General features: G+C 69.1%; 25 protein-coding genes. 8 read left to right on the forward strand and 17 right to left on the reverse strand.

What is annotated here, in order from left to right; all coding sequences use genetic code 11:
* Nucleotides 1–29: 29 nt before the first annotated feature.
* From M3U25_RS18760 to M3U25_RS18775, 4 genes are all read right to left on the reverse strand, one after another.
* Nucleotides 30–914: an amidohydrolase family protein gene (locus M3U25_RS18760; protein WP_355503332.1), complete on the reverse strand. Its 885-nt coding sequence runs from the start codon at nucleotides 912–914 to the stop codon at nucleotides 30–32.
* The gene (locus M3U25_RS18765) at nucleotides 911–1,945 is read right to left on the reverse strand and encodes an aldo/keto reductase (protein WP_355503330.1); all 1,035 of its coding nucleotides are present in this window, start codon (nucleotides 1,943–1,945) and stop codon (nucleotides 911–913) included. The genes M3U25_RS18760 and M3U25_RS18765 overlap by 4 nt, the downstream gene beginning before the upstream one ends.
* Nucleotides 1,946–2,357: 412 nt before the next feature.
* Nucleotides 2,358–2,816 carry a hypothetical protein gene (locus tag M3U25_RS18770; RefSeq protein ID WP_355503328.1) on the reverse strand — a complete coding sequence of 153 codons (459 nt, stop codon included), beginning with the start codon at nucleotides 2,814–2,816 and terminating at the stop codon, nucleotides 2,358–2,360.
* A complete protein-coding gene (locus M3U25_RS18775; RefSeq protein WP_355503327.1) occupies nucleotides 2,813–3,520 on the reverse strand; it encodes an HAD-IA family hydrolase in 708 nt (235 codons plus the stop codon). The genes M3U25_RS18770 and M3U25_RS18775 overlap by 4 nt, the downstream gene beginning before the upstream one ends.
* A gap of 166 nt (nucleotides 3,521–3,686) precedes the next feature.
* Here M3U25_RS18775 and M3U25_RS18780 point away from each other — a divergent pair, with 166 nt between their 5' ends.
* Nucleotides 3,687–3,905, forward strand: coding sequence for a hypothetical protein (locus tag M3U25_RS18780; RefSeq protein ID WP_355503325.1), 219 nt, complete (start codon nucleotides 3,687–3,689; stop codon nucleotides 3,903–3,905).
* A gap of 112 nt (nucleotides 3,906–4,017) precedes the next feature.
* Here the strand turns inward: M3U25_RS18780 and glpK are convergent, their stop codons facing one another.
* The 4 genes from glpK to M3U25_RS18800 all read right to left on the reverse strand — a co-directional run bounded on the left by glpK (nucleotide 4,018) and on the right by M3U25_RS18800 (nucleotide 9,243).
* Nucleotides 4,018–5,517, reverse strand: coding sequence for a glycerol kinase GlpK (glpK, locus tag M3U25_RS18785; protein WP_355503323.1), 1,500 nt, complete (start codon nucleotides 5,515–5,517; stop codon nucleotides 4,018–4,020).
* A 101-nt stretch (nucleotides 5,518–5,618) separates the two neighbouring features.
* On the reverse strand, nucleotides 5,619–6,440 hold the full coding sequence (locus M3U25_RS18790) for an MIP/aquaporin family protein (protein ID WP_355503321.1): 822 nt from the start codon (nucleotides 6,438–6,440) through the stop codon (nucleotides 5,619–5,621).
* Nucleotides 6,441–6,600: 160 nt separating this feature from the next.
* Nucleotides 6,601–8,115, reverse strand: coding sequence for a glycerol-3-phosphate dehydrogenase (glpD, locus tag M3U25_RS18795; RefSeq protein WP_355503319.1), 1,515 nt, complete (start codon nucleotides 8,113–8,115; stop codon nucleotides 6,601–6,603).
* A 288-nt stretch (nucleotides 8,116–8,403) separates the two neighbouring features.
* The gene (locus tag M3U25_RS18800; protein ID WP_355503317.1) at nucleotides 8,404–9,243 is read right to left on the reverse strand and encodes a DeoR family transcriptional regulator; all 840 of its coding nucleotides are present in this window, start codon (nucleotides 9,241–9,243) and stop codon (nucleotides 8,404–8,406) included.
* Between the two features lie 160 nt (nucleotides 9,244–9,403).
* Here M3U25_RS18800 and M3U25_RS18805 point away from each other — a divergent pair, with 160 nt between their 5' ends.
* Nucleotides 9,404–9,877: a DUF1456 family protein gene (locus tag M3U25_RS18805; RefSeq protein WP_019798843.1), complete on the forward strand. Its 474-nt coding sequence runs from the start codon at nucleotides 9,404–9,406 to the stop codon at nucleotides 9,875–9,877.
* Nucleotides 9,878–10,034: 157 nt separating this feature from the next.
* A complete protein-coding gene (locus tag M3U25_RS18810; RefSeq protein WP_355503314.1) occupies nucleotides 10,035–10,853 on the forward strand; it encodes an HDOD domain-containing protein in 819 nt (272 codons plus the stop codon).
* 87 nt (nucleotides 10,854–10,940) lie between these two features.
* Here the strand turns inward: M3U25_RS18810 and M3U25_RS18815 are convergent, their stop codons facing one another.
* Nucleotides 10,941–12,092, reverse strand: a complete 1,152-nt coding sequence (locus M3U25_RS18815) for an exodeoxyribonuclease III (protein WP_355503312.1) — start codon at nucleotides 12,090–12,092, stop codon at nucleotides 10,941–10,943.
* 74 nt (nucleotides 12,093–12,166) lie between these two features.
* On the opposite strand from M3U25_RS18815, the gene M3U25_RS18820 reads away from it, so the two are divergent.
* Both M3U25_RS18820 and M3U25_RS18825 read left to right on the forward strand, forming a co-directional pair.
* Nucleotides 12,167–12,373 (forward strand): hypothetical protein, encoded by a 207-nt coding sequence (locus M3U25_RS18820; protein WP_242161223.1) that lies wholly within the window; start codon nucleotides 12,167–12,169, stop codon nucleotides 12,371–12,373.
* Between the two features lie 98 nt (nucleotides 12,374–12,471).
* Nucleotides 12,472–12,969, forward strand: coding sequence for a hypothetical protein (locus M3U25_RS18825; protein WP_355503310.1), 498 nt, complete (start codon nucleotides 12,472–12,474; stop codon nucleotides 12,967–12,969).
* 360 nt (nucleotides 12,970–13,329) lie between these two features.
* On the opposite strand, the gene M3U25_RS18830 is transcribed toward M3U25_RS18825, so the two are convergent.
* A complete protein-coding gene (locus M3U25_RS18830; protein WP_242084809.1) occupies nucleotides 13,330–13,719 on the reverse strand; it encodes a ribonuclease domain-containing protein in 390 nt (129 codons plus the stop codon).
* 341 nt (nucleotides 13,720–14,060) lie between these two features.
* On the opposite strand from M3U25_RS18830, the gene M3U25_RS18835 reads away from it, so the two are divergent.
* Nucleotides 14,061–14,894: a lysophospholipid acyltransferase family protein gene (locus M3U25_RS18835; RefSeq protein ID WP_355503308.1), complete on the forward strand. Its 834-nt coding sequence runs from the start codon at nucleotides 14,061–14,063 to the stop codon at nucleotides 14,892–14,894.
* Between the two features lie 40 nt (nucleotides 14,895–14,934).
* Here the strand turns inward: M3U25_RS18835 and M3U25_RS18840 are convergent, their stop codons facing one another.
* The 4 genes from M3U25_RS18840 to M3U25_RS18855 form a co-directional block, all read right to left on the reverse strand.
* The gene (locus M3U25_RS18840) at nucleotides 14,935–15,771 is read right to left on the reverse strand and encodes a DUF6348 family protein (protein ID WP_355503306.1); all 837 of its coding nucleotides are present in this window, start codon (nucleotides 15,769–15,771) and stop codon (nucleotides 14,935–14,937) included.
* A gap of 272 nt (nucleotides 15,772–16,043) precedes the next feature.
* Nucleotides 16,044–16,778 (reverse strand): hypothetical protein, encoded by a 735-nt coding sequence (locus M3U25_RS18845; protein ID WP_355503304.1) that lies wholly within the window; start codon nucleotides 16,776–16,778, stop codon nucleotides 16,044–16,046.
* 345 nt (nucleotides 16,779–17,123) lie between these two features.
* Nucleotides 17,124–17,582 (reverse strand): LysR substrate-binding domain-containing protein, encoded by a 459-nt coding sequence (locus M3U25_RS18850; RefSeq protein ID WP_355503302.1) that lies wholly within the window; start codon nucleotides 17,580–17,582, stop codon nucleotides 17,124–17,126.
* Entirely contained in the window at nucleotides 17,489–18,046 is a 558-nt protein-coding gene (locus M3U25_RS18855) for a LysR family transcriptional regulator (RefSeq protein ID WP_355503300.1), read from the reverse strand. The genes M3U25_RS18850 and M3U25_RS18855 overlap by 94 nt, the downstream gene beginning before the upstream one ends.
* Before the next feature lie 156 nt (nucleotides 18,047–18,202).
* On the opposite strand from M3U25_RS18855, the gene M3U25_RS18860 reads away from it, so the two are divergent.
* Nucleotides 18,203–18,907 carry an SDR family NAD(P)-dependent oxidoreductase gene (locus tag M3U25_RS18860; protein WP_355503298.1) on the forward strand — a complete coding sequence of 235 codons (705 nt, stop codon included), beginning with the start codon at nucleotides 18,203–18,205 and terminating at the stop codon, nucleotides 18,905–18,907.
* Between the two features lie 43 nt (nucleotides 18,908–18,950).
* On the opposite strand, the gene M3U25_RS18865 is transcribed toward M3U25_RS18860, so the two are convergent.
* The 3 genes from M3U25_RS18865 to M3U25_RS18875 all read right to left on the reverse strand — a co-directional run bounded on the left by M3U25_RS18865 (nucleotide 18,951) and on the right by M3U25_RS18875 (nucleotide 22,741).
* Nucleotides 18,951–20,153, reverse strand: coding sequence for an EAL domain-containing protein (locus M3U25_RS18865; protein ID WP_242161215.1), 1,203 nt, complete (start codon nucleotides 20,151–20,153; stop codon nucleotides 18,951–18,953).
* A gap of 420 nt (nucleotides 20,154–20,573) precedes the next feature.
* Nucleotides 20,574–21,197 (reverse strand): CPBP family intramembrane glutamic endopeptidase, encoded by a 624-nt coding sequence (locus M3U25_RS18870; RefSeq protein WP_355503295.1) that lies wholly within the window; start codon nucleotides 21,195–21,197, stop codon nucleotides 20,574–20,576.
* A gap of 215 nt (nucleotides 21,198–21,412) precedes the next feature.
* On the reverse strand, nucleotides 21,413–22,741 hold the full coding sequence (locus M3U25_RS18875; RefSeq protein ID WP_355503292.1) for a pyridoxamine 5'-phosphate oxidase family protein: 1,329 nt from the start codon (nucleotides 22,739–22,741) through the stop codon (nucleotides 21,413–21,415).
* A 245-nt stretch (nucleotides 22,742–22,986) separates the two neighbouring features.
* Between M3U25_RS18875 and M3U25_RS18880 the strand changes: the two genes are divergently transcribed.
* The coding region (locus tag M3U25_RS18880; protein WP_355503290.1) for a DUF6531 domain-containing protein at nucleotides 22,987–26,171 on the forward strand (3,185 nt) is incomplete at its 3' end.

Genomic DNA, 26,171 nt, shown 5'->3' on the forward strand with positions numbered 1-26,171 from the left:
GCGGCTCCCGGAAACGGATGCGAACGTGGTCATGGGGCGGGACTCCAGGTGGGGGAGGAGGAAACAATCGAATCGGACAGGCGATAGACGCGCCGCGCGTTGCCGGCGAACACCGCCTCGGCGTCGCCAGCGGCATGCTGCGCGACCCAGGCCTGCGCCAGCGCCATCCAGGCGGCGTAGTCGGTGCGCCGGGTCAGCACCGGCCAGTCGCTGCCCCACAGCAGTCGCTGCGCGCCGAAGCAGGCGAACAGGTGCGCCACGTAGGGGGCGAGCGCGGGGTCGTCGATGGCGGCGTGGGCCGGGAGTTCGGGGAGCAGGCCGGACAGCTTGCACACCACATTGGGATCCTGCGCAAGCTGTGCCAGGCCGTCGGCCCAGGCCTGAAAGTCGGCGCCGCCGATGGCCGGCTTGGCGGCATGGTCCAGTACCACGCGCAGCTGAGGGTGACGCTGCAGCCGTGCCAACAGCGCCGGCAGGTGCAGCGGACGCACCAGCGCGTCGAAGGCCAGGTCGTGCTGCAGCAGTGCGTCGAACGCCGCGTCCAGCTGCGGCCGCGCCAGCCACTGCGGATCGGCCAGGTCCTGCACCATCGGCCGCAGTCCCTTGAGCAGGCCGGCGCCGTCGGCGCACAACGCGGCGATGCGTGTGGCGACATCGGCCGCCTCGAAATCCACCCAGCCGACCACGCCGACGATGCGCGGCTCGGTCCGCGCCAACTGCAGCAGGTAGCGCGTTTCCGCCTCGCTTTGCGCCGCCTGCACCGCCACCAGTGCGGTCACGCCCTGCGCGTCGAGCGTCGCGGCCAGGTCCTCGGGCAGGTAATCGCGGTACAGCACGCCCAGGTCCGGGGTCAGCCAGGCATAGTCGCCACGCGCCAGGCGCCAGAAATGCACATGGGCGTCGATCGTGTTCACGGCGTCGGCACCGGCGCGCGCAGCAGGTCGTCGTCGCGCAGCTGTTGCCACAGCGCCGCGGGAATCGCCGCGCGCAGGCGCGCGGCGGCGCTGGCCACTTCCGCCGGCGTGCGCATGCCCGCGACCACCGCGCTCACCGCCGGATGCGCAAGCGGGAACTGCAGCGCCGCCGCGCCCACGTCCACGCCGTGCGCCGCACAGGCCGCGAACAGGCGCTGCGCGTGCTGCAGCGTGGCAGCATCCACCGGCGCGTAGTTGTAGGTCTCGCCCGGGCCGCGCGCATCGCTCAGCAGGCCGGAGCTGTACGGCCCGGCAACCAGGATGCCGACCTGCCGCTGCAGCGCCTGCGCCATGATCCGCTGCGCCGCGTGTTGTTCGAGCAGGGTGTAGCGGCCGGCCAGCATCACGCAGTCGAGCGGGAACAGCGGCAGCAGTTCCACCGCCACGTCCTCCTCGTTGACGCCGATGCCGATCGCCCGGCACGCGCCCTGCGCCTTCAGCGCGGCCATCGTCGGCAAGGCCTCGTCCAGCGCCTGCCGCAGCATCGCCGGATGGCGCGCGCCATGGGTCAGGCGGCCGATGTCGTGCAGCAGCAGCACATCGATGTGATCGGTGCCGAGCCGCTGCAGGCTGCTTTCGAAGGCACGCAGCACGCCATCTCGGCTGTAGTCGAACTCGGCGCGGCGCCCGGCCACGGCGAAGCCATCGCGCCCCGGCGCGGCCGCGGCATCGTCGTAGACGCAGCGGCCGACCTTGGTCGAGAGCGTGTAGCTGGCGCGCGGCAGCCCGCGCAGGCCCTGCCCCAGGCGTTGCTCGCTCAGCCCGTAGCCGTAGTACGGCGCGGTGTCGAAATGGCGGATGCCGGCGGCATAGGCATCGGCCACCGCGGCCAGCGCCACCGCATCGTCCACCTCTGCGTACAGATTGCCGATCGGTGCGGCGCCGAAGCCCAGCGTGGACAGGTGCACGCCGCTGGCGCCCAGCGCACGCGGCGCCAGGGTGGCGTCGGCGGCGACAGCGCTCAGCGCCATGCGCGCACATCCGGAACGACGGCCACAGCGGATCGCCCACGGACGCGCGAGGGACGGAAGTTGCTGGGGTCACGCATGGCACGCCTCTGCCCAGGGTCGGGCGCGATGAAGGAAGGCCGCAGCATGCACGCCCGGAATGGCGATGGCGCGGCGACTGTTCGCATATGAATATAGCAATCACAAGTGAACAATCAACCTGCAGCGCAGCAATTCCGCTCGGCGTCCGGCCGAGCCAGCCGGCGCATGGCGGGGCCGACCTCCGCCAGATGGCACTCGATGCGCCGCTGGGTTCCGCAGCGTCGATGGCGGCGCATGCCCCTGGCACGCCGAGGACAGTGGGATGGCGCAAGGACGCGATCGACAGGTCCCTTCGCCCCGTGCGCCTCCGACCACTCTGCTTGCGCCGACAGGCTCAGTGCGCAGCCGGCCGCGTGCCGAAGGCCAGGCGGGTCGCCTTGCGGTCGAACTGCAGCGCCACGCGCATGCGCCCCTCGGTCATCGGCCGCACGATCCAATGCACCTGCGCCTTGCCGAAGCCGGACGTCACCACCGGAATGGCCAGGAACCAGCTCGGTCCCGGCCCGACGCAGTACCAGAACGCATCGGCGGTCTGCAGCGCGGCGCCCGGCGTGATCGAATACACATGGCTGTAGCTACCCTCGATGGTCTGCTTGGATCGCTTGACCACGGTCAGGTCGCTGCCACGCAACGGCCCGTGCTCGCCCGGAAACGCCTGCTTACGAAACGAAGCCTCCAGCAGGTCCGTCACCTGGCTGCGCCCCATGCGATACAGCGCACCGATCGACAGGGCGGCGCTGCCCAAGAAGACGATCGCAATCACCGCACTGATCGCATAGGGCAGCCACGTCATGCGTCACCGCCCACGACCGCGCAGGCGCCGCGCGCGCCTGCCTGCGCCGGACGCGACTGCGTGCAGGCACCGGTACCCAGCACCAGCGCCCGCAGCGCGTCCGGCCGCTGCAGCAACGGCAGCGGCGTGTGCGGCTGCAAGGCCGCCGGCAAGGTATAGCCCCAGGCCACGCCGGCAAACGCGATGCCGGCCTGGCGCGCGGCCTCGGCATCGCGGATCTCGTCGCCCACGCACAGCGTCCGCGCGGCGGGAACGCCGCAGGCGCGCAGGCTGGCGCGCAGCTTGCGGCGCTTGCCCAGCACCGCCGCGCCACAGCGCACGTCGCGAAACTGCGCGAGCAACGCGGGGCCGAGCACGCGCTCGACGTTGGCGTGGCTGTTGGACGTGACCAGGGCCAGCTGCACCCCGGCCTGCGCCAGCTGCATGAGCAGCTCGGCGACACCGTCGAACAAGGCGATACGCGCGATCTGCGCGCTCATCAACATGCGCATGCGCTGCGCCACCGCCGGCACCCGCCACCAGCGCAGACCGCTGCGCGCCATCAGCTCGCGCGCGCTCAGGCTGCGGATCTCCTCCAGCCGTTCGACGTCGAAACGGCGGAAGCCGAACTCGTCGGCGACGCCGTTGATGGTCGCCAGGAACCAGGGGAAGGAATCGGCCAGGGTGCCGTCGAAATCGAAGATGACCAGGTCGTAGCGGCCCATGTGGCGGCAGCATGCCGGAGCGCTGGCATCCACGCCAGCGGCACGCGTGCCGATCGCGGCAGCCAGGCGCGCGGATTGGCCCGCCTTTCATCCGCCGTTGCCGTGCGCTTCACCCGCACGCGTCGGCGCAGCGCGCACGCTGACCGCTCATCGCACGGAGACGCCCATGCACATGCAATCCCCCAATCCCGGCCAGGATCCGCAGCAGCCACCGAACGAGGTGCCGGGCCAGGTGCCGAACCCGGGCATGGACCCGACCCCGGACCGGCCGATCGACCCGATCCCCGACCAGCCGACCGACCCCACCATCCCGCCGATCCAGGACCCGGTCGGCGGCGTCGACGCCCCGGTGCCGGGTCCGCGCGGGCCGACGCAATACGTCTGAACCATCGCCGAGCAGAGAGCATCCACCGTCGTAGGAGCGGCTTCAGCCGCGACCAGGCTTTCCCGGGAAAGCCCGGTCGCGGTTGAAACCGCTCCTACGTGTTTTGTTCACCTCAGCGAATCCGAAAGCCCATCGTCGCCTCCACCGCCTGCTGCCAACCGGCATACAGCGCTTCGCGGCGCTCGGCCGGCATGTCCGGCTCGAAGCGGCGGTCCACCGCCCACTGCTGGGCGATCTCGGCACGGTTCTTCCAGAACCCGGTGGCCAGCCCGGCCAGGTAGGCCGCGCCCAGTGCGGTGGTCTCGGCCACTTCCGGGCGCAGCACCGGCACGTCCAGGATGTCGCTCTGGAACTGCGCCATGAAGTCGTTGGCGATGGCGCCGCCGTCGGCGCGCAGCTCCTTCAGTTCGATGCCCGAATCGACCTGCATCGCGGTCAGCACGTCGCGCGTCTGGTAGGCCATCGACTCGATCGCGGCGCGGATGAAATGTTCCTTGGTCGTACCGCGGGTCAGGCCGAACACCGCGCCGCGGATGTCGCTGCGCCAGTACGGCGCGCCCAGGCCGACGAAGGCCGGCACGAAGTACACGCCGTCGTTGTCGCCGGCGCGCTCGGCGTAGGCCTGCGAGTCGCTGGCCTTGCCGAGCATGCGCAGGCCGTCGCGCAACCACTGCACCACCGAGCCGGCGACGAAGATCGCACCTTCCAGCGCGTACTCGACCTTGCCGTCCACGCCCCAGGCGATGGTGGTGAGCAGGCCGTTCTTCGAGGCCACCGCCTTCTCGCCGGTGTTCATCAGCATGAAACAGCCGGTGCCGTAGGTGTTCTTGGCCATGCCCGGCTCAAAGCAGGCCTGCCCGAACAGCGCCGCCTGCTGGTCGCCGGCGATGCCGGCGATGGGCACGGCATGGCCATAGAAATACTGGCCCTGGGTGTTGCCGTAGATCTCGCTGGACGAGCGCACCTCCGGCAGCATCGAGGCGGGGATGTCGAGCAGCTGCAGCAGATCCTCGTCCCAGCGCAGTTCATGGATGTTGTAGAGCAGCGTGCGCGAGGCATTGGTGTAGTCGGTGACGTGGACCTTGCCGCCGGTGAGGTTCCAGATCAGCCAGCTGTCGATGGTGCCGAAGGCCAGTTCGCCGCGCTGCGCACGTTCGCGCGCACCCTCGACGTGGTCGAGGATCCACTTGACCTTGGTGCCGGAGAAATACGCATCGATCAGCAGGCCCGTCTTGGCCCTCACCAGGTCCTCGTGGCCGTCGGCCTTGAGCTGGTCGCAGATGTCCTTGGTCTGCCGCGACTGCCAGACGATGGCGTTGTAGATCGGCTGGCCGGTGGCGCGGTCCCACACCACCGCGGTCTCGCGCTGGTTGGTGATGCCGATGCCGGCGATCGCGCTGGCGTCCACCTGGTGGTTGTTGAGCAGTTCGGTGATCGTGGTGTAGACGCTGGTCATGATCTCGCGCGGGTTGTGCTCGACCCAGCCCGGCTGCGGGAAGATCTGCGAGAACTCGCGCTGGGCCATGCCGACGATGCGGCCCTGGCGGTCGAACAGGATCGCGCGCGAACTGGTGGTGCCCTGGTCGATGGCCAGGATGAACTGCTTTTCCATCGGAGACTCCTGCGGGATTGCACGCCGCGCGCACGGGCGCGGCGCCAACGGGGAATGGGGAGATGCGCGCAAAGCGCGCGGAAACGAACGTCCGGCGGGCGCTAGCCGCTGCGCGCGGCGGCCTGTTCCTCTTCCAGCGCCTTCACCCGTGCCGGCAGGAACGGATAGATCAGCCACTGGTAGGCGGCACCGCCGATCACGCCGCCGATCAGCGGGCCGACGATCGGGATCCACCAGTAGTTGTCGGCCGACGGCAACGCCGAGGAACCCCAGCCGGCGACGTAGGCGAACAGGCGCGGGCCGAAGTCGCGCGCCGGATTGATCGCCCAGGCTTCCAGATAGCCCATCGACGCGCCGATGGTGGCCACCAGCAGGCCGATGATCAGCGCACCGGAATTGGCGGTGGGCGCGGCCTCGTTGTAGCGCTCGGTGATGGCGAAGATGCCGAAGATCAGGAACGCGGTCAGGATCACCTGGTCGCGCAGCGCGTGCATCGGCGTGATCGCCAGGCCCGGCGCGGTGAAGAACACCCCGGCCGCGCCGCCGCCGGCACGGGTGAGATGCTGCGCCTGGTTGTAGTGGTCGATCACCGGCGCGAACAGCAGGTACACGATCCACGCGCCAACGAACGCGCCGATCACCTGGGCCACCCAGTACGGCAGCACCTTGGGCCAGGGAAAGCCGCGGTACAACGCCAGCGCCAGGGTCACCGCCGGATTGGCGTGGGTGCCGGACACCGAGCCGGTGACGTAGATGGCGATGGTCACCGCCAGGCCCCAGGCGATGCACACGCCCCAGTAGGCGTGCTGGTAGGGGCTGGGGTCGTAGAGCACGTACATGCACGCCACCGAGCAGCCGAAGGCGATGATGATCAGCATCGCGATCGCCTCGGAAATCAGTTCACCCACCAGTTGCCGGCTCATGCCCATGCCTCCCGGCCTGCCGTCGTTGCCGCTGTCGATCCACCCATGCCTGCCACCCTCCACGGTTGCGTCCAGGTTCCTGCGCCGCGGCGGGGGCCGGGCGCAGCGCGATTGTGCACGCGCCGCCGCGGCCCGAACCGGGCCGGCGGCAGCGTTTTGATCATGCCGGTGCCACGGCCAGGGTGGCCGGCGCCTGTTGCAGGTAGGCGACCAGGCGCTCGCGGCCGGCGGCGTCCACGCGCAGGCCGAGCTTGCTGCGACGCCACAGCAGGTCGTCGGCCTCCACCACCCACTCGTGCTGGCGCAGGTAGTCGACCTCGGCCTGGTACAGGTCGGCGCCGAAATGCTGGCCCAGGTCCTGCAGCGAGCTCGCCTCGCCCAGCAGCGTGTTCGCGCGGGTACCGTAGTTGCGCGCCAGCCGCTGCGCGGTGGCCTCGGCCAGCCACGGCCGTGCCGCGCGCAGTTCGCGCGCCAACGCGGCGATGTCGTTGCGTTCGCCGCCGGGCAGCGGCGCGCCATGCGCCGTCCAGGCCGGTGCCTTGCGTCCGGCGTGTGCGGTCAGCCGGTCCACCGCCTCTTCGGCCAGCTTGCGGTAGGTGGTCAGCTTGCCGCCGAACACATTGAGCAGGGCCGCGCCGTCGCGTGCATCCAGTTCCAGCAGATAGTCGCGGGTGACCTCGGCGGCGTTGTCCTCCTCGTCGTCGAGCAGCGGGCGCACGCCGCTGTAGCTCCACACCACGTCTTCGGGAACGATCTGCTTGCGGAAATAGCGGTTGGCCGCCTCGCACAGATAGCGCGTCTCCTCGCCGTCGATGCGCGGCGCGGCCGGATCGGCACGGTAGTCGACGTCGGTGGTGCCGATCAGGGTGTAGTCCTGCTCGTAGGGAATGGCGAAGACGATGCGCCGGTCCGGCTGCTGGAAGATGTAGGCGTGATCGTGCTCGAACAGCCGCGGCACCACGATGTGGCTGCCCTTGACCAGCCGCAGCGCGTGGTCGTGACCGACATGCGCCACCTCGTCCAGGAACTGCACCGCCCACGGCCCGGCGGCATTGACCAGCGACCGCGCGCGCAGTTCCTCGCGGCGGCCGTCGGCGTGCTGCAGTTGCACCTGCCACAGGCCATCCACGCGGCGCGCGCCGACGCAGCGGGTGCGGGTGAGGATGCGCGCGCCGCGCTGCGCGGCGTCCATCGCGTTGAGCACCACCAGCCGCGCGTCCTGCACCCAGGCGTCGGAGTAGACGAAGCCGGTGCGGAACTCCTCGCGCAGCGGCGCGCCCACCGGGTGCGTGCGCAGCGCCAGACGCCGCGAGCCCGGCAGGGTGCGGCGGCCGCGGCCCAGGTGGTCGTACAGGAACAGGCCGGTGCGGATCATCCACGCCGGGCGCAGGTGCGGCTGGTGCGGCAGCAGGAAGCGCAGCGGCCAGATGATGTGCGGGGCCAGCCGCAGCAGCACCTCGCGCTCGGCCAGGGCCTTGCCGACCAGGGCAAACTCGTACTGCTCCAGATAGCGCAGGCCGCCGTGGATCAGCTTGGTGCTGGCGCTGGAGGTATGCGCGGCCAGGTCGTCGCGCTCGCACAGGCACACCGACAGGCCGCGGCCCACCGCGTCGCGGGCGATGCCCACGCCGTTGATGCCGCCACCGACCACCAGCACATCGTAGGTCTCACGCATAGCCGACTCCGGAAATGTCGTGTCCGGGCCGGCGGAGGCACCAGCCACAGCACTGAGGACGAAAAGATCGTAAACGAACATTTCCGAACATATCACGCTGCAGTGCAGCGTGGCGTCGACGGTGCCGTAGAAATACGGCGTGAGTGCTATGTGACTTACGCCTCAGACAGCCGAACGCCCGAACGGCGCCGGCGCGGCGCGCCAAACGCGCCACGTCACGCAACATTAACGAAACAATCCGAACACAGGCGCTAGCCTGTACCCGGTGCGGATCCAGGCCGGAACGGCTCAGTCCACAGGCGTGTCCAGCGGCGCGGCCGCATCGGCGGCAGTCCCGTCGGCGACGAACACCCGGGTGCCGGCCGCGTCCAGCACCGCGGCCAGCTCGTCCGGCGGCGCGCGGTCGGTGAACCAGGCGTGCACCCGCCCGATCGGCCCCAGCCGCACCATCGCGTTGCGGCCGAGCTTGCTGTGGTCGGCGGCCAGGAACACCTGCCGCGAGTGCTCGATGATCGCCTGCGCCACCCGCACCTCGTGGAAGTCGAAATCCAGCAGGGTGCCGTCGGGGTCGATGCCGGAAATGCCGATCACGCCGAAATCCACCTTGAACTGGCGGATCAGCTCGATGGTGGCCTCGCCGGTGACGCCCTGGTCGCGGCCGCGCACGCGCCCGCCGGCCACCATCACCTCGAAGCTGGGATTGGCGCTCATCATCACCGCGACGTTGAGGTTGTTGGTGATCACGCGCAGGCCGCTGTGGCCCATCAGCGCGCGCGCCACGTCCTCGTTGGTGGTGCCGATGTTGATGAACAGCGAGGCGTCGTCGGGGATGTGCTGCGCCAGCAGCGTGGCGATGCGCCGCTTCTCCTGCGCCTGCAGCGACTTGCGCGCCGCATAGGCCAGGTTCTCCACGCTCGAGGGCAGGCTCACCCCGCCATGGTAGCGGCGCAGCACGCCGGCCTCGCACAGCAGGGTCAGGTCGCGGCGGATGGTCTGCGGCGTGACCTCGAAACGCGCCGCCAGCCCTTCCACCTCGGCATAGCCCTGCTGGCGTACCAGCGCCACCAACTGCTCCTGGCGCGGATTCAGCGAGGACACCGCGCTCGGCTTGGGAATCGAATGGTCCATGCGCCGATGATGGCGGATGCGCCGGCGGATGCAACCGCGCCGCATACACACCCTCGGTGAACCGCAGCCATGGGCTGGGCCTGCGCGGTCTACGCGCCGATGCGAGCCAGCGCCTAGACTAGCGCCCCCCGCCCGGCCGCCCGGCACTCCCGCCCCTGCCATGCTCAACAACGACATCCTGCGCTCCATCCGCTACATGCTCGACCTGAGCGACCAGAAGATCGTCGATTTGGCGCATCTTGCCGATCCCGCGTTCCCGATCGACAAGGCGCAGATCCCGGCGTGGCTGAAGAAGGAGGACGAAGACGGCTTCGTCGAATGCAGCGACGCGGTGCTCGCACACGTGCTGGACGGGCTGGTGTTCCACTACCGCGGCCGCGACGACAGCCTGCCGCCGCGCCCGGTGGAAGCGCGTGTCACCAACAACGTGGTGCTGAAGAAGCTGCGCGTGGCGTTCCAGCTCAAGGACGTGGACATGCACCAGATCTTCGACGCGGCCGGTTTCCCGGTGTCCAAGCCGGAGCTGTCGGCGCTGTTCCGGCAGCCGGAGCACAAGAATTTCCGCCTGTGCGGCGACCAGTTGCTGCGCAACTTCCTCAAGGGCCTGACCCTGCGCGTGCGCGGCGCCGGCTGAGCCGCACGCATCGCGGCACCAGGGCGCGGCCGTCGCCGCGAGGCCGGTTTTCCACACGCCGGCCATCGCGAATCGGTAGGATGCGCGCAGTCCGCCACCGTGGCGGCGCGGCCGGCTGCCGGCCCTGCCCGCCTCCCGTTCCGTTCCGAGGGTCCCCATGAAGCTAGAGGCGCTGTTCGACCAGTTGCACACCCTGCCGACCATTCCCCAGGTGGCGCAGGACCTGATCCTGCAGTTCGATGCGCCGGGCACCAGCCTGGACGCGGTGGCGCGCAACATCGAGCGGGACCCGGTGATCGCGGCCAAGGTGCTGCGGCTGGCCAATTCGGCGCGCTTCCGCGGCGCGCGCGATTCCACCACGGTGGAAGACGCGGCGCTGCGCCTGGGCTTCAACACCTTGCGCACCCTGGTGCTGGCCTCCTCGGTGACCGGCGCCTTCCATGCACCGGCGCATTTCGACCTGCGCGCGTTCTGGCTGCACAGCTTCGAAGTGGCCGGCGTGTGCCGGCTGCTGGCGCGGCAGAAGGGCCTGGACGCGGAGACCGCGTTCACCTGCGGGATGATGCACAACATCGGCGAACTGCTGATCCAGACCGGCGCGCCCGACTACGCCGCGCAACTGCATCCGGACGCCTCGTCCAGCGGCCGTGCCGCCGACGAGACCGTGCAACTGGGCTTCGGCTACCCGGAAGTGGGCGCCGAGCTGGCGCGGCGCTGGCACCTGCCGCAGGTGATCCAGACCGCCATCGCCTTCCAGGCGCGGCCGCTGCAGGCGCCGGAAGGCGAGCCGATGCCGAAGGTCGTCGCCCAGGCCGCCTTGGTCGCCGACGCGCTGGAACGCCACGGCGGCGCCAACGATCAGGCACGGCAGGCGGTGACCGGCCCGCTGATGGACGACGTGGACCTGGACGCCCTGTTCGCCGCGCTGCCCGACGTGATCGAGGCCGATCGCGCCTTTACCGAGATGCTCAAGTAAGGGAAGACATACGCCGCGTCGGCCATGCCGCGCGGCGGTAGCCAGGGGATCGGCACCCTCCCCGCTTCGCCGCCCCCTCATCCGGCGCTACGCGCCACCTTCTCCCGGTGGGAGAAGGAGTGGTTTGCGGCGCTTGGTGCCGCGCGCGGGCTTCGGCGGCGCCTCGGTCGCAGCACGCGGCCTGCGCACTTTTGACGTCTGCGCTTTCGGCGCTGTCGCTTTCGTCGCCTTTGTTGCGCGTGTCGTCTTTGTTGCCTGCTTTGGCGTCGACGATGTCGCCGCGTCGCTGGCCGTCGTCTTGCGCTTGGTCCGCGTTGCGGCCTTCTCCGCCAACGCCGTCGCGCCAGACGCGGCGGTGCGTGGGGTCTTCTTCGCCTTGCTGCCCTTGGGCTTGCCTCCAGCGCTCCGGTCACCACGCTTCGGCTTGGCCGACGCCGCGCCGGCACCGCGGGCCGGCGATGCGCCAACGGCGACCCAGGTCGGCGCATGGTCGCTGGCATGCGGCAGGTCGCGCACCCAGCGGTCCACGCCGGCATCGCGCAGGCGCGCGGCCAGCGGCGGATTCAGCAGCAGGTGGTCGATGCGCAGCCCGGCATCGCGCTGCCAGTGCTGGCGGAAATAATCCCAGAACGTGTACACGCGGCGCTCGCCGTGCACCTGGCGCAGGCTGTCGGTCCAGCCCTGCGCCAGCAGCTCGGCATAGGCCTGGCGGCTTTCCGGCTGCAGCAGCGCATCGCGCCGCCACGAGGCCGGGTTGTAGATGTCCGTATCGGTGGGCACCACGTTGAAGTCGCCGATCAGCGCCACCGGATGCGGCAGCGCCACCAGCTGCTGCGCATGCCGCTGCAGGCGCGCGAACCAGTCCAGCTTGTAGTCGAACTTCGGCCCCGGGCGCGGGTTGCCATTGGGCAGGTACAGGCAGCCGACCAGCACACCGTGCGCCATCGCCTCGATGTAGCGGCTCTGGGTGTCGCGCGGGTCGCCAGGCAGGCCGCGCCGGCTCTCGACCGGATCGCAACCCTTGGCCAGCAACGCCACACCATTCCAGCTCGACTGTCCCATCCACACCGCGCCGTAGCCGGCGGCATGCAACTCGGCCAGCGGGAAGCCCGCATCCACGCTCTTGAGCTCCTGCAGCCCGACGATGTCCGGCGCTTCGCGCTGCAGCCACTGCAGCAGCTGCGGCAAGCGGCTGCGGATGCCGTTGACGTTGTAGGTGGCGATCTTGAGCGTCTTCATCCGGCGCGCCTGCAGAACCTGCCATCACCTTGGCGCCGCTACCCTCGTCGCATCGTGAAAACGGGAGCAGCCGCATGACCCCGCTCGACAAACCCTTGCGCCGCGAACTGGAAATCGACGGCGTGCACTACACCCTGACCGTGGACCCGGACGGCCTGAAGCTGACCGAGAAGGGCCGACGCAAGGGCCTGGAACTGCGCTGGAGCGCCCTGGTCAGCGGCGACGCCGCATTGGCCACCGCCTTGCAGGCATCGCTGGTCGATCGCCCCGGCAAACGCTGAGCGCGGGCACGGCGGGCGGCTTGGCGGCGGCACGCCGGCGGACGTGGCCGCCGATGGTGCTATCGTCGCGCCATCGGCAACCAGCAGGGAGCGGACGGATGCACAGGCGCAGCGATGTTGTGGTCGAAAACGGACAGATGCACCCCCGGCATGCGCGATGGCTCGTGATCCCACTGCTGCTTGCCTTGCCGTCGCTGGCGGCCTACGCCGCGCCGAATACGCCGGACAGCCTGCGCGTGTCCAGCACCAACACCTACGCCGCAGGCACACCCGAGTGGCGGCAGGTGCGTGACTGGCTGGCGCAGCATCAGCCGTCGCACGACGGCACTGCCCAAGCGCAGAACCTGGAGCGGCTCGGTCCGCTGGTCCTGAGCTACGCGCGGGCGCTGCATCGCGTCCCCACCCAGGCGCCCGAAGCGCTGCCGCTGCCCGAGCAGGGCACGCCCGGCGACAGCATCGCCATTTCCAGTTGCGCTGGCGGCGTGCGCCAATCGTGGGTCTACAGCGTTGAGACACCTCCTGCGGGCGTGTGGACCCTCACGTCGTTTGCCACCTCGCAAACCGCGGATTGCGCACAGGCCGATAGCACGCACTGACGCTGCAATCGCCATCGCGGCCTATGCCGGGCGCCGCGTCGCATCGCCGTTCGCCCTTGCTGCGCCTCGGCGCGACACACGTTGTTTTTGTAGGAGCGGCTTCAGCCGCGACCGGCTGACCCGGTAACGCCTCGTCGCGGCTGAAGCCGCTCCTACGCGTGCGCCTCGCCGTGCTGTTTGGAGCCCCTTTCCAGCCGCCACGAACGACAGCATCGCGCCCCTCGGTGTCGGGCCATCGGTTGGGGGGCGGAAGCACCACAACCGCCGCCTACTGACGCGACGCTCCTGATGCTCACGCACCGCGCTGGCGCATCGCATCGGCTGGCGCCGACCATGGCGGCTGGCGCCAGCCGAACCCCCTCACTGCACCGCGCAGAACGTGGTGTAGTGATCGGCCGAGTAGTAGCGCTGCGCGATCGTCGACTTGGCCTTGCCGTCGGTGACCAGGAACACCAGGCGATAGGTGCCGGCCGCGCCGCCCGGATCGCGCCGCGCCTTGCCTTCGTAGTAGGTCTGTCCCTTGCCGGCTTTCGGCAGGCGCCCTTCGGCATTGCCGAACACCTGCACGTCCACCTGGGTGGAACCGCAGGCGGCGATCGGGTTGGCCATGGTGATGCAGTACGCCATGTCGCGCGCGGCATCGCGCACGTAGGTCGGCAGTGCGCTGCAGGCGGGCGGCGCCTTTTGCGCCTGCGCCTGCGTGGACGCCAGCAGCGCGGCGAGCAGGGCATAGGAAATCGGACGATGCATGGACATGCTCCTTGGAAGTGGTCGGAATGTCCCCCACGGCGAACGGCGCCGCGGCGGACGCAGCCACAATGCGCAAGCGTCACCGCCACGCCCATCGGGCGCTGGCTGATCTGCGGAAGATGCAATTCCCCGGTGCGGCATGGATCTGAAACACCTGCGAAGGCACGACGTGAGCCAAGCACGGCATCGGGATCGGGAAGGCGAAACGGCATGACGCCTGATGCGCTCACGCGACACGCCATGGACGAGGCGGCGGTGTGATGCCGAAGACGCAGGCCTCGGCTACCATCGCCGCGCCACGCCAGCGCGCGTGCCGACCGTCTCCTCAGCCACCCTCGCCCATGTCCGCCGCCGCCCCGTCCCGCCCCGCCGCAGGCGCCTTCCTCGGCCGCCTGCGCACCGTCGTCCGCGTCGCCATCTGCGTCGTCGCCAGCCTGCTGCTGATCCCGCCGCAGTGGCTGTTGATGCGCCTCACCCGCGGCCGCGGCGCGTTCGTGCTGCCGCGGCTGTGGTTCGGCTGCCTGCGCCGCGCCCTGGGCCTCCGCGTCGAAGTGGTGGGCGTGCCGCGCGACACGGGCGGGACGCTGTTCGTCGGCAACCACGTCTCCCACTTCGACATCGTGGTGCTGGGCAGCCTGCTGCGCGCACGCTTCATCGCCAAGAACGACATGGAGCGCTGGCCGGGCATGCGCCACATCGGCGCGCTGGCGCAGACCGTGTTCATCAGCCGGCGCCGCCAGGATGCGGCCGCGGTGGCCGCCGCCGTGGCCGCGCAACTGCGTCCGGATCACGACGTGGTGCTGTTCGCCGAAGGCACCACCTCCTCCGGCGAACGGGTGGCGCCGTTCAAGTCCAGCCTGTTCTCGCTGTTCCTCAGCGCCGAGCCCGGCGCACGCCAATGGACGCTGCAACCGTTCACGCTGGAGGTGCGCAGCGTCGACGGGCAGCCGCTGGCGCAGGGCGGTGATCGCGATGCCTACGCCTTCTACGGCGGGATGCAGGCCGGTGCGCACGTCGCGCACTTCCTGCGCCTGTCCGGTGCGACGATCAGGGTGACCTTCCACGCTCCGATCGCGGTGGCTCCGGGCAGCGACCGCAAGGCGCTGGCCGCGCAGTTGCATGGCATCGTGGCCTCGGCACTGCCTGCCGCGCCGGCGGACGCCGCTGCGGCCTAGACCAGAATGGGCGCGCGCCCGGGCAACGCCCACTGGCGCGTCAGTGCATGGTATCCGGCACCACCGGCTCCGGCAGGCGCACCACCGCGTACTGCTTGCGGAACTCCATGGCGCCCAGCGCCGGCCAGGTCTCGGCGTAGCGGCGCAGGCAGGCCACGCCGTCGGGAAAGTCCTCGCCGTTGACCCGGCAATCGGCCGCGACCTCGCCGTCGGCATCGCGCGAGGCGAACAGGCGGATCCCGAGCATGCGCTGATCCCGCTGCAGCAGCGGCATCAAGGCGTCCAGACTGTTGGTGAACAGGCAGCACGGGCAGAACGCGTGTTCGGTGTCGTCGCCCGCCGCGGCCCGGGCCGCGTCGCCGTTCATATGCACCACCGGCCCCAGCACCACCGTGCGCCGCACCGCGGCCTGCGCCTCGGCCTTGGCAGGAAATTCCATCTGCAAGGTCATGCAGCGGGCCTCGTCGGGAGCGCTCACCGCCTCCGACAGCGCCACCAGATCGGTACGCGCCCAGGTGGTGAAGCCCGAGGCCAGACTCGCCTCGGTGTCCTCGCCGATGGAATGCTGGAACTCGACGATCCCGTCGGGGAACAGGCTGCGGTGATGCACGCGGATGCAGCTGGCCGTGCGCACGCCGCTACGCAACTCGGCCAGGTCCACCAGTTCGGTGAGCAGGTGCAGGCCATTGCCGAGTACGACGCCATCCTCGTGCAAGGTCGCCGCATGGCCCTCGCGCTGCAGCACCTGCAGCAACAGCTGCTGCAGTGCGCGGCCCGGTTGCGCGTCGGGCGCGGGTTCCGACCCAGGGGTATCGGGGGCGGCGTCGACCCCGCGGGGCGGGGTGCGGGACAACAGGCGTCGCAGTCGATCGATCATCCTTGCTCCAAGGCGTCCAACGCGCCATCGGTCGCCGGAAGTATGCGCAGGCGCCCGCGGCGACGGCAACCGGCGACGCCACACGCCTTATCGCCAGCGACGGATCGCGGGCGGGCGCGATCGCATCGGCGGCCGTTGCACGCGTGCGCCGCCATCGATCGCAGGCACAGCAGCGCCATCGCATCGCCTCTCGCACCGGCCCTGCTGCACGCGCCGCACGCAGGCGGCACCCTCGCAGCGCGTCCTGCCGCGCGCCTGGCGCAGGCGCCTGCTCAGTCCTTGGCCGCCTCGCACAGCTTGCGGTTGAACCAGGTGGACTTGGCGATGGGCAGGTAGGCGTCCCAGTCGCTGGGCGGCAGCATGGTGCTCTGCTTTTCCAGTTCCGCCTGGAACGAGGCCTCGTCGTGGCTGCGGCCGGCCATGGTGCCGTCCAGCGCCGCCAGGCACTCCTGCGGCCGACCCAGGCGCAGCAGAGTGATGGCACGGTCGTTGGCGAAGCGGTCGCGATCGAGCCAGTTGAGGAAACCGCCGCACTCGCCCTGGAACGCCAGCATGCCGGCCAGCGCCTTGTCATAGCGCTTGCCGCGGTAGTCCTGCAGATACGCCTCTCGCCGCCGGCTGCTGGCCGCGGCGGTGCAGCCGGCCGGCAAGCGCAGGTAGTCGCCCTCGAAACTGGCGCGCATGCCGCAGTAGTCGCGGCAGCTTTCCTGGGTCAAGGCGGCCACGTCGAACCCGCCCGGCACCGGCTTGAAGGCGAGCTTGCAGGGCACGTCGCCGGCATCGTTCACCTCCGCCTTGTCGCCCTGCAGCGTGCCCGACAGCGTGCACGTGTGGCCATTGGCGCCGACCGACAGCAGGTCGAACTGGCGCACCCCGCCCTTCTCGGTGACCCGCATGCTGCCCCAGCCTTCCCTGGTGCTGTATTCGCCAGGCGTGGGGCCGGCTGCCGCCGCGCCGAACGCCACCAGCCACACCAGCATCGCGCTCCATCCGTATCGCCGTACCATCACGTGTTCCTGCTTTCGATCAGAGCCGGCAAGTGTGCGCCATCGCCGCGGCGGCGAACCAGTGCCGAGGGGGTCTCCCCAGCGCAACAGCCTGTGCACGGCGGCCGCGCCGGGACATCGCCCTGGCCAAGACGTGGCGGTATCGCGCTGTGCACGTCCTGGCCAGTTGCACCAGGCACGCGCCTGGCCACAGGACAGGGCGGCGTGGACTGAAAACGTCTGGCGGGCGTTGCGACAGACGCGGCCATCGCGGCAGCGCGCGCATCTGCGGGACTACGGGCGCGGGCGCGACGCGTTCCGCGCGCGGGCCAAGTATTTCCCTTCCTGCGCTTGACGCCTTCCAGCTCAGCGCAGCGGCATCCGTGTGCGGAACTCGGTCAGCACCAGTCCACGCAGCCAGCGATGCGCGGCGTCGTGCTCCAGGCGCGGATGCCACAGCATCGACACGGTGATGGGCGCGGTCACCACCGGCAGCGCGAACGTATGCGCCGGCGCGCGCAGCGTGTCGGGCTGCGCCGCCATGAACGAGGCCGGCACCAGTGCGATCAGGTCCGAGTCGCGTGCCACCGCCAGCGCGGCGGAAAAACTGGGCACCACGGTCACGACATCGCGGACCAGGCCCAGCTGCTGCAGTGCGTCGTCCACCGGCCCCTGCGCCCGCCCGCGCCGCGAGGCCACGACGTGGCCGAACGCCACGTAGCGCTGCGCGCTCACCTCTGCGTCGCCCGCGAGCGGATGTCCGCCGCGCACCGCGCCAACGAAATGGTCGCGAAACAATCCCTGCACGCGCACCTCCGGCCCCATCGCGCGCCCAGCACGCCGATCTCCAGATCGGCCAGCCCCTCGCGCAGCGGTCCTGCGGTCTTTTGCGCCTTGGCGACGAACTGCAGGCGGACCTGCGGCGCCGACGCCGCCACCGCGGCGACCAGCATGGCCGCGAACGCCTCCACGAAAGCATCGTTGGCGCGCACGATGAAGGTGCGCTGCAGGCCCGCCGGATCCAGCTCGGCCGGCGCCGGGCGCAGCACGGCGCGCGCGGCCTCCACCGCGTGGCGGGCACGCGCGCGCAGTTCAAGCGCATGCGGCGTCGCCACCATCGCGCCGCCCGCCCTCACGAGCAAGGCATCGCCAGTCGCCTCGCGCAGCCGGGTCAGCGTCCGGCTCATTGCCGACGCGCTCAGCCCGAGCCGCCGCGCAGCGCCGGCGACGCTGGCTTCCGCCAGCAAGGCGTCGAGGGCGATCAACAGATTCAGATCCGGTTCCGGCATATGCGCTTCCCGACAGTGGCGAATGGACACAGGCGTCCGACGCAAGGCGTCAATGCATCCGACGCGCATTCCGCGGGGCGACACGCGCGCCTAGAGTGCGCAGACCGCCGGTGGGCCTCGCGTGCCGAGGCCGCGCCGGCCACGAGGAGACCCACCATGATCCACCCCCCTGCACGCAAAACCGTCCTGCTGATCGGCGCCTCGCGCGGCCTGGGCCTGGCGATGGCTGAAGGCTACCTGAGACGCGGCTGGCGCGTCATCGCCACCGAGCGCACCGGCACGCCCAGTGCGCTACACCGCCTGGCCAACGCACATCCGCAGGCGCTGCGCATCGAGTGCGTCGACATCACCGTTCCCTCGCAACTGGCCGCGCTGCGCGCGCGCCTGGACGGCGAGACCCTGGACCTGCTGTTCGTCAACGCCGGCGTCAAGAACGACGACCGCGAGACCGTCGCCGATGTCGCCACCGACGAATTCGTCCGGGTCATGGTCACCAATGCGTTGAGTCCGATGCGCGCCATCGAGACCTTGCGCGACCTGGTGCGCGACACCGGCACCATCGGCGTGATGTCGTCCGGGCAAGGCAGCATCGCCAACAACAACAACGGCCAGTACGAGATCTACCGCAGCAGCAAGGCGGCGCTGAACATGCTGATGCGCAGCTTCGCCGCGCGCCATCGCGAGAGCACGCACACCTTGTTGCTGATGGCGCCCGGCTGGGTGCGGACCGACATGGGCGGGCCGGACGCGCGCCTGTCCATCGACGACAGCATCCCGCCCCTGCTCGACACCATCGACGCTGCGCACGGCCACGGCGGCCTGCACTACCTGGATTACCTGGGCCGCGTGGTGCCGTGGTGAACGGTCGCCGCAGGCCGGTGACGCGCCGGCACGTGTCGCCCGCTCACGCCCCTTCGGCCTGCGCCATGGCCAGCGCTTCCTGCTCGGGCAGCGGCCGCGACAGGAAATAGCCCTGCACGAAATCGACGTCGAGCGCGCGCAGAGTCTCCAGTTCCTCGGCCGTCTCCACGCCCTCGGCCACCACGTGCGAGCCGATCTCGTGCGCGAAGTTGGTCAGTCCCTTGGCCAGCGCGCGGCACTTGCGGTCGCTGTCGATGCAGTGGGTGATGCTCATGTCGAGTTTGATCACGTCCGGCTGCAGCCGCAGGATGTGGCGCATGCTGGCGTAGCCGGCCCCGGCGTCGTCCACCGCCAGGCGTGCGCCGCGCGCGCGCAGCGGCGACAGCGCATCGGCCAGCTCCAGGTAGTTGCGCACGATGGCGTGCTCGGTGATCTCCAGGGTCAGGCGCGCGACGTCGATGTCGTCCCCCAGCAGCACCGCCAGCGCTTCGGACGTCAGCAGTTCCGGCGACAGGTTCAGATTGAGCCGGAAGGTCGCGGGAAACTGGCGCAGATAGGCCAGCGTCTTGGCCACCACGTGCAGTTCCAGGCGCATGCCGACGCCGGCCAGCTCGGCCTGCTGGAACCACTTGTCGGGGCCGCGCTGCGGGGCGATGTCGAAACGCGACAAGCACTCGAACCCATGCAGGCGCATGCCGTCCAGCGCGAACAACGGCTGGAACACGATGCGCGGCGCGCCCGCCGCCAAGGCGCCGTCGATCTCGTCGATCATCGCCTGCCGCTCCAGCTTGTGCGCCTCCACTTCGTGCAAGCGCAGGGCGAGAATCTCGGCGAATGCGCGCAACATGCCGATGTCGCGCTCGCCCAGGCCGTGCCTGGGCAGGAAGCTGAAACAGCACAGCGTGCCGTACACCCGGCCACCGACCTGGATCGGCACGCTCATGTGCGCGCCGATCGGAATCGAGAAGGTCGCCGGGATGCATTGCGCGGCCGGCACCAGGGAAGTATCCGGAATGAGTTGCGGCAACTCGCCTCGCACCACGCCCATGCAGTAGCCATCGGCCAACGGCAGGATCTGGCCTTCATGGATCGGGCACCCGGGCGGACCGTCCACGTGGTCGAGCACGCGATCGGTCGCGCGGAAGCGCGACAGGAACGCCACGTCCATGCCCAGGTGCTGGCGCACCACGCGCAGGCAGCGGCGCAGCTCACGGTCGCTGATCTCGCCCGACAACAACTCGAACAACGGATGAGATTCCGACGCACCCTCGCTCGACGACATTCCGCTTCTCCCCCGAAAGCGTTGCGGCCCACGCGGCTCGCGCCGCGCACGGCGCCGAGCCGTGACCGACCTGATCGAGCAACGGGGAACCCCGGACGTTCCCCGCGCTATCCAGCGGGCGACACGTCCTTGTCGTTCGACTGTAAAGCGTGATGTACAGCAGCGAAAGCACCCGCGTGTTCAGGAAGCTAGCTGTCTACGGCGGCGACCATACCGGCGAGGTCGCCGCCGCGAATTCAGCTACCGGGTGGATGACCGGCGGTGCCGGTCGGTCAAGCATCGTGGCCGACTGCAGTTCAATGGGTGCAATGGTCGGTCCCGGTCGAGCGCTACCGACGCTGCGATCCGCTGGCGCGCGTCAGCTTGCCCTACACGTCCGGCACATCAGGCGTAGACCATCAATCCCAGCAGATCCAGCCCGGCGTGCGCCACGATCGCCGGCCACAGCCGCCCGGTGCGCGCGCCCCACCAGCCCAGGATCAGCCCCACCACTATGATGCCGATGGTCCCGACCGGCCCCTGGTACAGATGGTACGACGCGCGGATCGCCACACTGACGTTCACCGCGAACACCGGGCTGTGCCGCCGCTCCAGCGCGCGGATCACGTAGGCGCAGACGAACACCTCTTCGAAGATCGGATTGAGCAGCGAGACCAGCACGACCACGCCGACCGACAGCGGCCCAGCCACCATCGCGTCCATCGACGGATTCACCTCGGCCGCCACGCTGTCGTTCAACAGATGCAACGGATAGGTCGCCACCAGGCAGGCGGCCAAAAGTGCCAGGCCCAGTCCGGTGTCGCGCGCCTGCCACGGCAGCCCCAGCGCCTGCGGCGTCCAGCCGCGAAACCACAGCGTCGGCAGCAACAACGCCAACACCAGCAGTTCGTAGAACACCGTGCCCCATAGGCTCGCGTCTGAGAGCGAAGGCTCCCCCACCGGCGCCAGCACCGCCAGCGCACTCCAATAGATCGGCAACCCGAACGCCACCGCTACGACCAGCAGCAACTCACCCCAACCGCCTGACGGCTCCCCACGTCCCCGCATCCACACTCCCCTACCGTTCGCTGCGCCCAGGAAATGGCGTCGCCGCCGCTTTCCACCAGGGGCGCACCGTAACAGGGCGGCGTGACCGGGAACATCGGTGGTCGAATACCGACGGCATGCAGCTCCCCGCAGCGAGGCGCTGCGCACGCCTCGCCCGCACGTCCGATCCGGTCGCGTTAGTACAACGAGTCGCGGGTGCGCTGCGGCAATTCCCGGTCGTAGGCGTCGGCGTCGAATGCGCCATCGGCCAGATGCGCGTGCATGGTGCCAGGGCTGGGCAGGCGATCGCGCGGCAGGTGCCGCGCCGGATCCCACAGCTGCGACCGCACGATCGCCCTGGCGCAGTGGAAGTACACCGCCTCGATGTGTACCACGATCACGCTGCGCGGCAAGCGCTCGCCGACCGCGAACCGCGCCAGCAGATCAGGATCGACGCGGATCTCGGCGCGGCCGTTCACCCGCAAGGTTTCGCCGATGCCGGGAATCAGGAACAACAGCGACAGGCGCGGGTCCTGCAGCAGATTGCGCAGCGTATCGACGCGGTTGTTGCCCGGCCGATCCGGCAGCGCCAGCGTGCGCGCATCCAGCACCTGCACGAATCCCGGCGCGTCGCCGCGCGGCGAGCAGTCCAGTCCTTCATCGCTGGCCGAGGCCAGCACCACGAACGGCGACGCGTGCACGAACGCCTGGTAGTCGGCGTTCAACTGGTCGATTTGTTTGCGTAGCGCGCGCTCGACGGGTTGGCCGTACAGGGCTTCGAGGGAGTCGAGGCTGATGATGCGATGCGCGGTGTGCCCCGCCGGCGAGGTAGGCAATGCCGTCTCGGTCGGCACGTCCGCCTTGGCAGCGCCAACATTGGCGAGCGCAGCGGCGAGCACGCTTTCGTAAAGGTGCAGACGTAGACGGAAATGCGCACCCAGCCAGCTGATCATCCACAAGATGGCAGCGAATAGCGCCAGAATCGAAAGCCACGCGGGCAAGGCCAGCAGATCGCGCCAATTGCGCAGGACGACGAACAACGACAGGCAGAGCGGCAGCAAGCCCAGCTTGTCCATGCCGCCAACTAACAGACCAAGTTTAGAGACCAGACGTTCCTGCGCCATTTTGGCGTAACGCAACTGGTCCTCCAGCACGTCGCGCGGATAGGCAAGCAACCACTGCGACACCCGACGCAGTTGAGCCACATCGTGATCGAACTGCTCGACGAACTGCTGACGCGAATTGACGAATTCGTAAATGACCAACCAAACCGTACGTAGCAAATAGGGGAAAAAAGCCAACGTGAGGACCAACCCAACCCGCGACAGGGTCACCATCCATAGCTGCGGTGCAAACCAGAGCAATAGCAGCGACGGCAGCAAGCCGATGACGATTCCCGCCCATCCCACCGCATTGAGCACCCGCACCCAGCGCGGCGAAGACAAGGCAGACACTGGCCCTTCCGGCATCGCCTCGATCTTCTGCTCCAACAGCGCGAACGTCAGAGATGGCTTGGTGGCATCCATGGCGACGACCTCCTTCGGCCAGGCTAGAAGAGCCGGCTCCGGCGGCATGATCGCACTGCTGCAAGGTGTTGCGACCAGATCGGTAAAGGACTGTTTGGCTCTGTCCTTCAGGCGAGGACCCCGCAGGCGAAAAGCCAACGTCTGTCTCAGAATTTGCAACAAGGACCGGTAAGATTGGCGCCGCCAAGGAGCCGCACGTTGCGGCTGCGGGCCCCACAACTCAATCGATGCTCAAGGACGAAGCTATGCCGAACCCCCACGTTCGTGCCGCCCGCCGTTTCGGCGGTGCCTGCCTGTTGCTGCTTACCGGCGCGCTGGCGGCCTTCCCCAGTGCGGCGGTCACCCCGAAGCGGCAGTATGGGCCGCCGTATGTCGGGGATTCCAGCAATGGTTCGCAATCGTTTGCCACCGTGAACGAGGCGGTGCAGTTCGTCATCGATGGCGCCATGCGGGTGTGCCAATCCAATGGCTGCGAAAAACCGCCCGTCTTTACCGTGTCCTACAGCGACGGCTTCGCGGCCGCGAGCGTGTATTCCAATGGCCATTGGTGGGGCGATGTCTACGCCAACGACAAGATTGTGGGCGAAGGCCAGCCGGTCAAGAACACGGGCAGTTGCAACACCGGGTGCACCGGCGGACTCGGCCAGGCCGGCGACAACACCGGCCCGCATGGCAGCAGCGGCAACGCAGCGCTGAAGCAGGGTGGGGTGCATCGGGGAACTGCCTTCGAAGGAGACCCGATCAACACGTCCACCGGCAACATGTTCCGCCAGGACACCGACTACGACTCGCCGACCTGGCTGACCCTGCGCCGTTTCTACAACAGCAAGACCTTCGTGACCGCGGTGACGCTGGGCAAGCAGTGGCGCCACTCCTTCGAGCGTCGACTGGATCTGATGCTGTCGGGCGTCGCCAATGGCGGCAGCTTTATCGATGTCCAACGGCCTGACGGTGTGGTGGAACGGTTTCGTCCCAGCAACGGCGCGTGGGCGCCGGATCCGGACATCGCCGATACCTTGACCGAGCGCCGCGACAGCGCCGGCGTGTTGCTGGGCTACTCCCTGGCGGTCGCGGCGACCCAGCAGACCGAGCTCTACGACACCGCCGGCCTGCTGCGCTCGGTGTTCGATCGCATGGGGCAGACGGTGCTAACCCTGGACTACAGCGACCTGCCGCCAGTCGCTGGCACCAAGCCGCCGCCGAACCTGCTGCAGCGGGTCACCGATGCCGGTGGCCGGTCCCTGAGCTTCGCCTATGACAGCAACAACCGCTTGGCCACCGTCACCTTGCCTGACGGCGGCACGCTGACCTACGGCTACGACAACATCGGCAACCTGACCTCCGTGCAGTATCCGGACGGCAAGACGCGCCAATACGTCTACAACGAGGCCTCGCTCACCTCCAACAAGAGCCAGCCGACGGCACTGACCGGCGTCATCGACGAGAAGGGCGTGCGCTTCGAGACCACGCGCTATGCCAGCAGTGGCGATGCGATTGCGTCGAGCTTCGCCGGCAACGTCGATGCCATCTCGGTCGAGTATTCGGCTTCCACCTCCAACTGGGCCACACCGGCCGCAGTCACCTCGCCGCTGGGATTCAGGACCTTTCTGACCTACACGGACACCGGCTACGGCTCGCTCAAGCCGACCGGTGCCAGCGTGCCGTGCGGTGAACAATGCAATCAGCCCTGGAAGGCGCTGACCTACGACGACAACGGATATCCGGCGTCGAGGACCGACTTCAAGGGCACGGTCACCAAGACGACCTATGCCGCCGGTGGCCTGTTGACCCAGCAGATCGATGCGTCGGGGACTGCGCAGCAGCGCACGACGAACACCACCTGGAACACCAGCCTGCGCGTGCCACTGACCCGCACGGTGCTCGATGCGTCCGGCGCCACGACCGCCAAGACGGTGTGGGCCTACAACGCCCGCGGCCAGCAGACAGCACGTTGCGAGGTCGATCCGGCCGTATCCGCCGCCATGAGCTACAACTGCTGTAGCACTGCCAACACACCGACCGGCGTGCGCCAGTGGCTGACCAGCTACTGCGATAGCGTGGACGGCACACAGTGCCCACAGATCGGTTTGGCGCTGAGCCAGGACGGCCCGCGCACCGATGTGGCGGACACCACGACCTACCGCTACTACCTGACCGCCGACGAATCCGGCTGCGCCACTGTCGGTGGCGCCTGCCACCGCGCGGGGGATCTGTATCAGGTCATCGATGCGCTGGCCCGGGCCACCACCTATGTGGCCTACGACCGTAACGGGCGCCCGACGCGCACCCAGGACGCCAATGGCCTGATCCGGGACATCACCTACACGCCACGCGGCTGGGCGGACTCGAGCACGCTGCGCGCGAACGCGGATGGCACGCCGTCCGACCAGGACCAAACGACGGTCGTGGCCTACGATGAGGTAGGGAATGTCAAAAAGGTGATCGATCCCGACGGCACGTTCGTCACCTACAGTTACGACGCTGCGCATCGCTTGACCGACGTGACCGATGGCGCCGGCAACACCATCCATTACACGCTGGATGCGTCGGGCAACCGGGCCAAGGAAGACATCAAGGACGCGTCGGGCAACCTCACGCACACGCTGTCGCGGATCTACAACCGAATTGGCCAGTTGGCGACGCAAGCCACGGCCGAAGCCGATCCGACCGACTTCAGCTACGACGACAACGGCAACGTGCAACTGGTCACCGACGCGCTCAAGCACAAGACCCAGGCCGACTACGATCCGCTCAACCGGGTCAAGCAGACCACGCAAGACGTGGGCGGCATCGCCGCCAAGACCCAGTTCGACTACGACGCGCTGGACCGCATCGCCAAGGTCACCGATCCCAAGGGCCTGGCGACGGTCTACCAATACAACGGCCTGGGCGACCTGCTGAAGCTGACCAGCCCCGACACGGGCGTAACCAGCTATACCTACAACAGCGCCGGCGACCCAGTCACGCAGACCGATGCGCGCGGCACCAAGACCAACTACATCTACGATGCGCTGGGGCGCCTGACCAAGACCACCTATGCCGACAAGGCGCTGATCGCCACCTACACCTACGATGCCAGCCAGAACGTGTGCGCGGCTGGGGAAACCTTCGCGCTGGGCCGCTTGAGCAGGCTGCAGGACGGCAGCGGCACGACCCAATATTGCTATGACCGGTTCGGGCGCGTGGTACGCAAGGTGCAGACCACCAACGGCAAGGCGTTCGCGCTGCGCTACGCCTACACCAAGGGCGATCGCCTCAGCCGGGTGACCTATCCGGACGGCGCGGTGGTGGACTACGTGCGCAATGCGCTGGGACAAACAACGGAAGTGGGCGTCACGCCCGCCGGCGGCGCGCGTCAAAAACTGCTGAGCGGCGCGACCTATTACCCGTTTGGCCCCAGCGCTGGCTGGGCCTATGGCAACGGCCGGCC

The organism is Xanthomonas sp. PPL134 (assembly GCF_040595915.1).
Classification (GTDB): Bacteria; Pseudomonadota; Gammaproteobacteria; order Xanthomonadales; family Xanthomonadaceae; genus Xanthomonas_A; species Xanthomonas_A indica.

Bases quoted from the DNA above. Each gene is read 5' to 3' on its own strand.
- M3U25_RS18790 (WP_355503321.1), bottom strand. From the start codon at position 6,440: ATGAGCCGGCAACTGGTGGGTGAACTGATTTCCGAGGCGATCGCGATG.
- M3U25_RS18835 (WP_355503308.1), top strand. From the start codon at position 14,061: ATGTCCGCCGCCGCCCCGTCCCGCCCCGCCGCAGGCGCCTTCCTCGGC.
- M3U25_RS18855 (WP_355503300.1), bottom strand. From the start codon at position 18,046: ATGCCGGAACCGGATCTGAATCTGTTGATCGCCCTCGACGCCTTGCTG.
- M3U25_RS18850 (WP_355503302.1), bottom strand. From the start codon at position 17,582: ATGGGGCCGGAGGTGCGCGTGCAGGGATTGTTTCGCGACCATTTCGTT.
- M3U25_RS18845 (WP_355503304.1), bottom strand. From the start codon at position 16,778: ATGGTACGGCGATACGGATGGAGCGCGATGCTGGTGTGGCTGGTGGCG.
- M3U25_RS18770 (WP_355503328.1), bottom strand. From the start codon at position 2,816: ATGACGTGGCTGCCCTATGCGATCAGTGCGGTGATTGCGATCGTCTTC.
- M3U25_RS18805 (WP_019798843.1), top strand. From the start codon at position 9,404: ATGCTCAACAACGACATCCTGCGCTCCATCCGCTACATGCTCGACCTG.
- M3U25_RS18820 (WP_242161223.1), top strand. From the start codon at position 12,167: ATGACCCCGCTCGACAAACCCTTGCGCCGCGAACTGGAAATCGACGGC.
- glpK (WP_355503323.1), bottom strand. From the start codon at position 5,517: ATGGAAAAGCAGTTCATCCTGGCCATCGACCAGGGCACCACCAGTTCG.
- M3U25_RS18830 (WP_242084809.1), bottom strand. From the start codon at position 13,719: ATGCATCGTCCGATTTCCTATGCCCTGCTCGCCGCGCTGCTGGCGTCC.
- M3U25_RS18780 (WP_355503325.1), top strand. From the start codon at position 3,687: ATGCACATGCAATCCCCCAATCCCGGCCAGGATCCGCAGCAGCCACCG.
- M3U25_RS18860 (WP_355503298.1), top strand. From the start codon at position 18,203: ATGATCCACCCCCCTGCACGCAAAACCGTCCTGCTGATCGGCGCCTCG.
- M3U25_RS18765 (WP_355503330.1), bottom strand. From the start codon at position 1,945: ATGGCGCTGAGCGCTGTCGCCGCCGACGCCACCCTGGCGCCGCGTGCG.
- M3U25_RS18815 (WP_355503312.1), bottom strand. From the start codon at position 12,092: ATGAAGACGCTCAAGATCGCCACCTACAACGTCAACGGCATCCGCAGC.
- glpD (WP_355503319.1), bottom strand. From the start codon at position 8,115: ATGCGTGAGACCTACGATGTGCTGGTGGTCGGTGGCGGCATCAACGGC.
- M3U25_RS18840 (WP_355503306.1), bottom strand. From the start codon at position 15,771: ATGATCGATCGACTGCGACGCCTGTTGTCCCGCACCCCGCCCCGCGGG.
- M3U25_RS18800 (WP_355503317.1), bottom strand. From the start codon at position 9,243: ATGGACCATTCGATTCCCAAGCCGAGCGCGGTGTCCTCGCTGAATCCG.
- M3U25_RS18825 (WP_355503310.1), top strand. From the start codon at position 12,472: ATGCACAGGCGCAGCGATGTTGTGGTCGAAAACGGACAGATGCACCCC.
- M3U25_RS18775 (WP_355503327.1), bottom strand. From the start codon at position 3,520: ATGGGCCGCTACGACCTGGTCATCTTCGATTTCGACGGCACCCTGGCC.
- M3U25_RS18810 (WP_355503314.1), top strand. From the start codon at position 10,035: ATGAAGCTAGAGGCGCTGTTCGACCAGTTGCACACCCTGCCGACCATT.
- M3U25_RS18875 (WP_355503292.1), bottom strand. From the start codon at position 22,741: ATGGATGCCACCAAGCCATCTCTGACGTTCGCGCTGTTGGAGCAGAAG.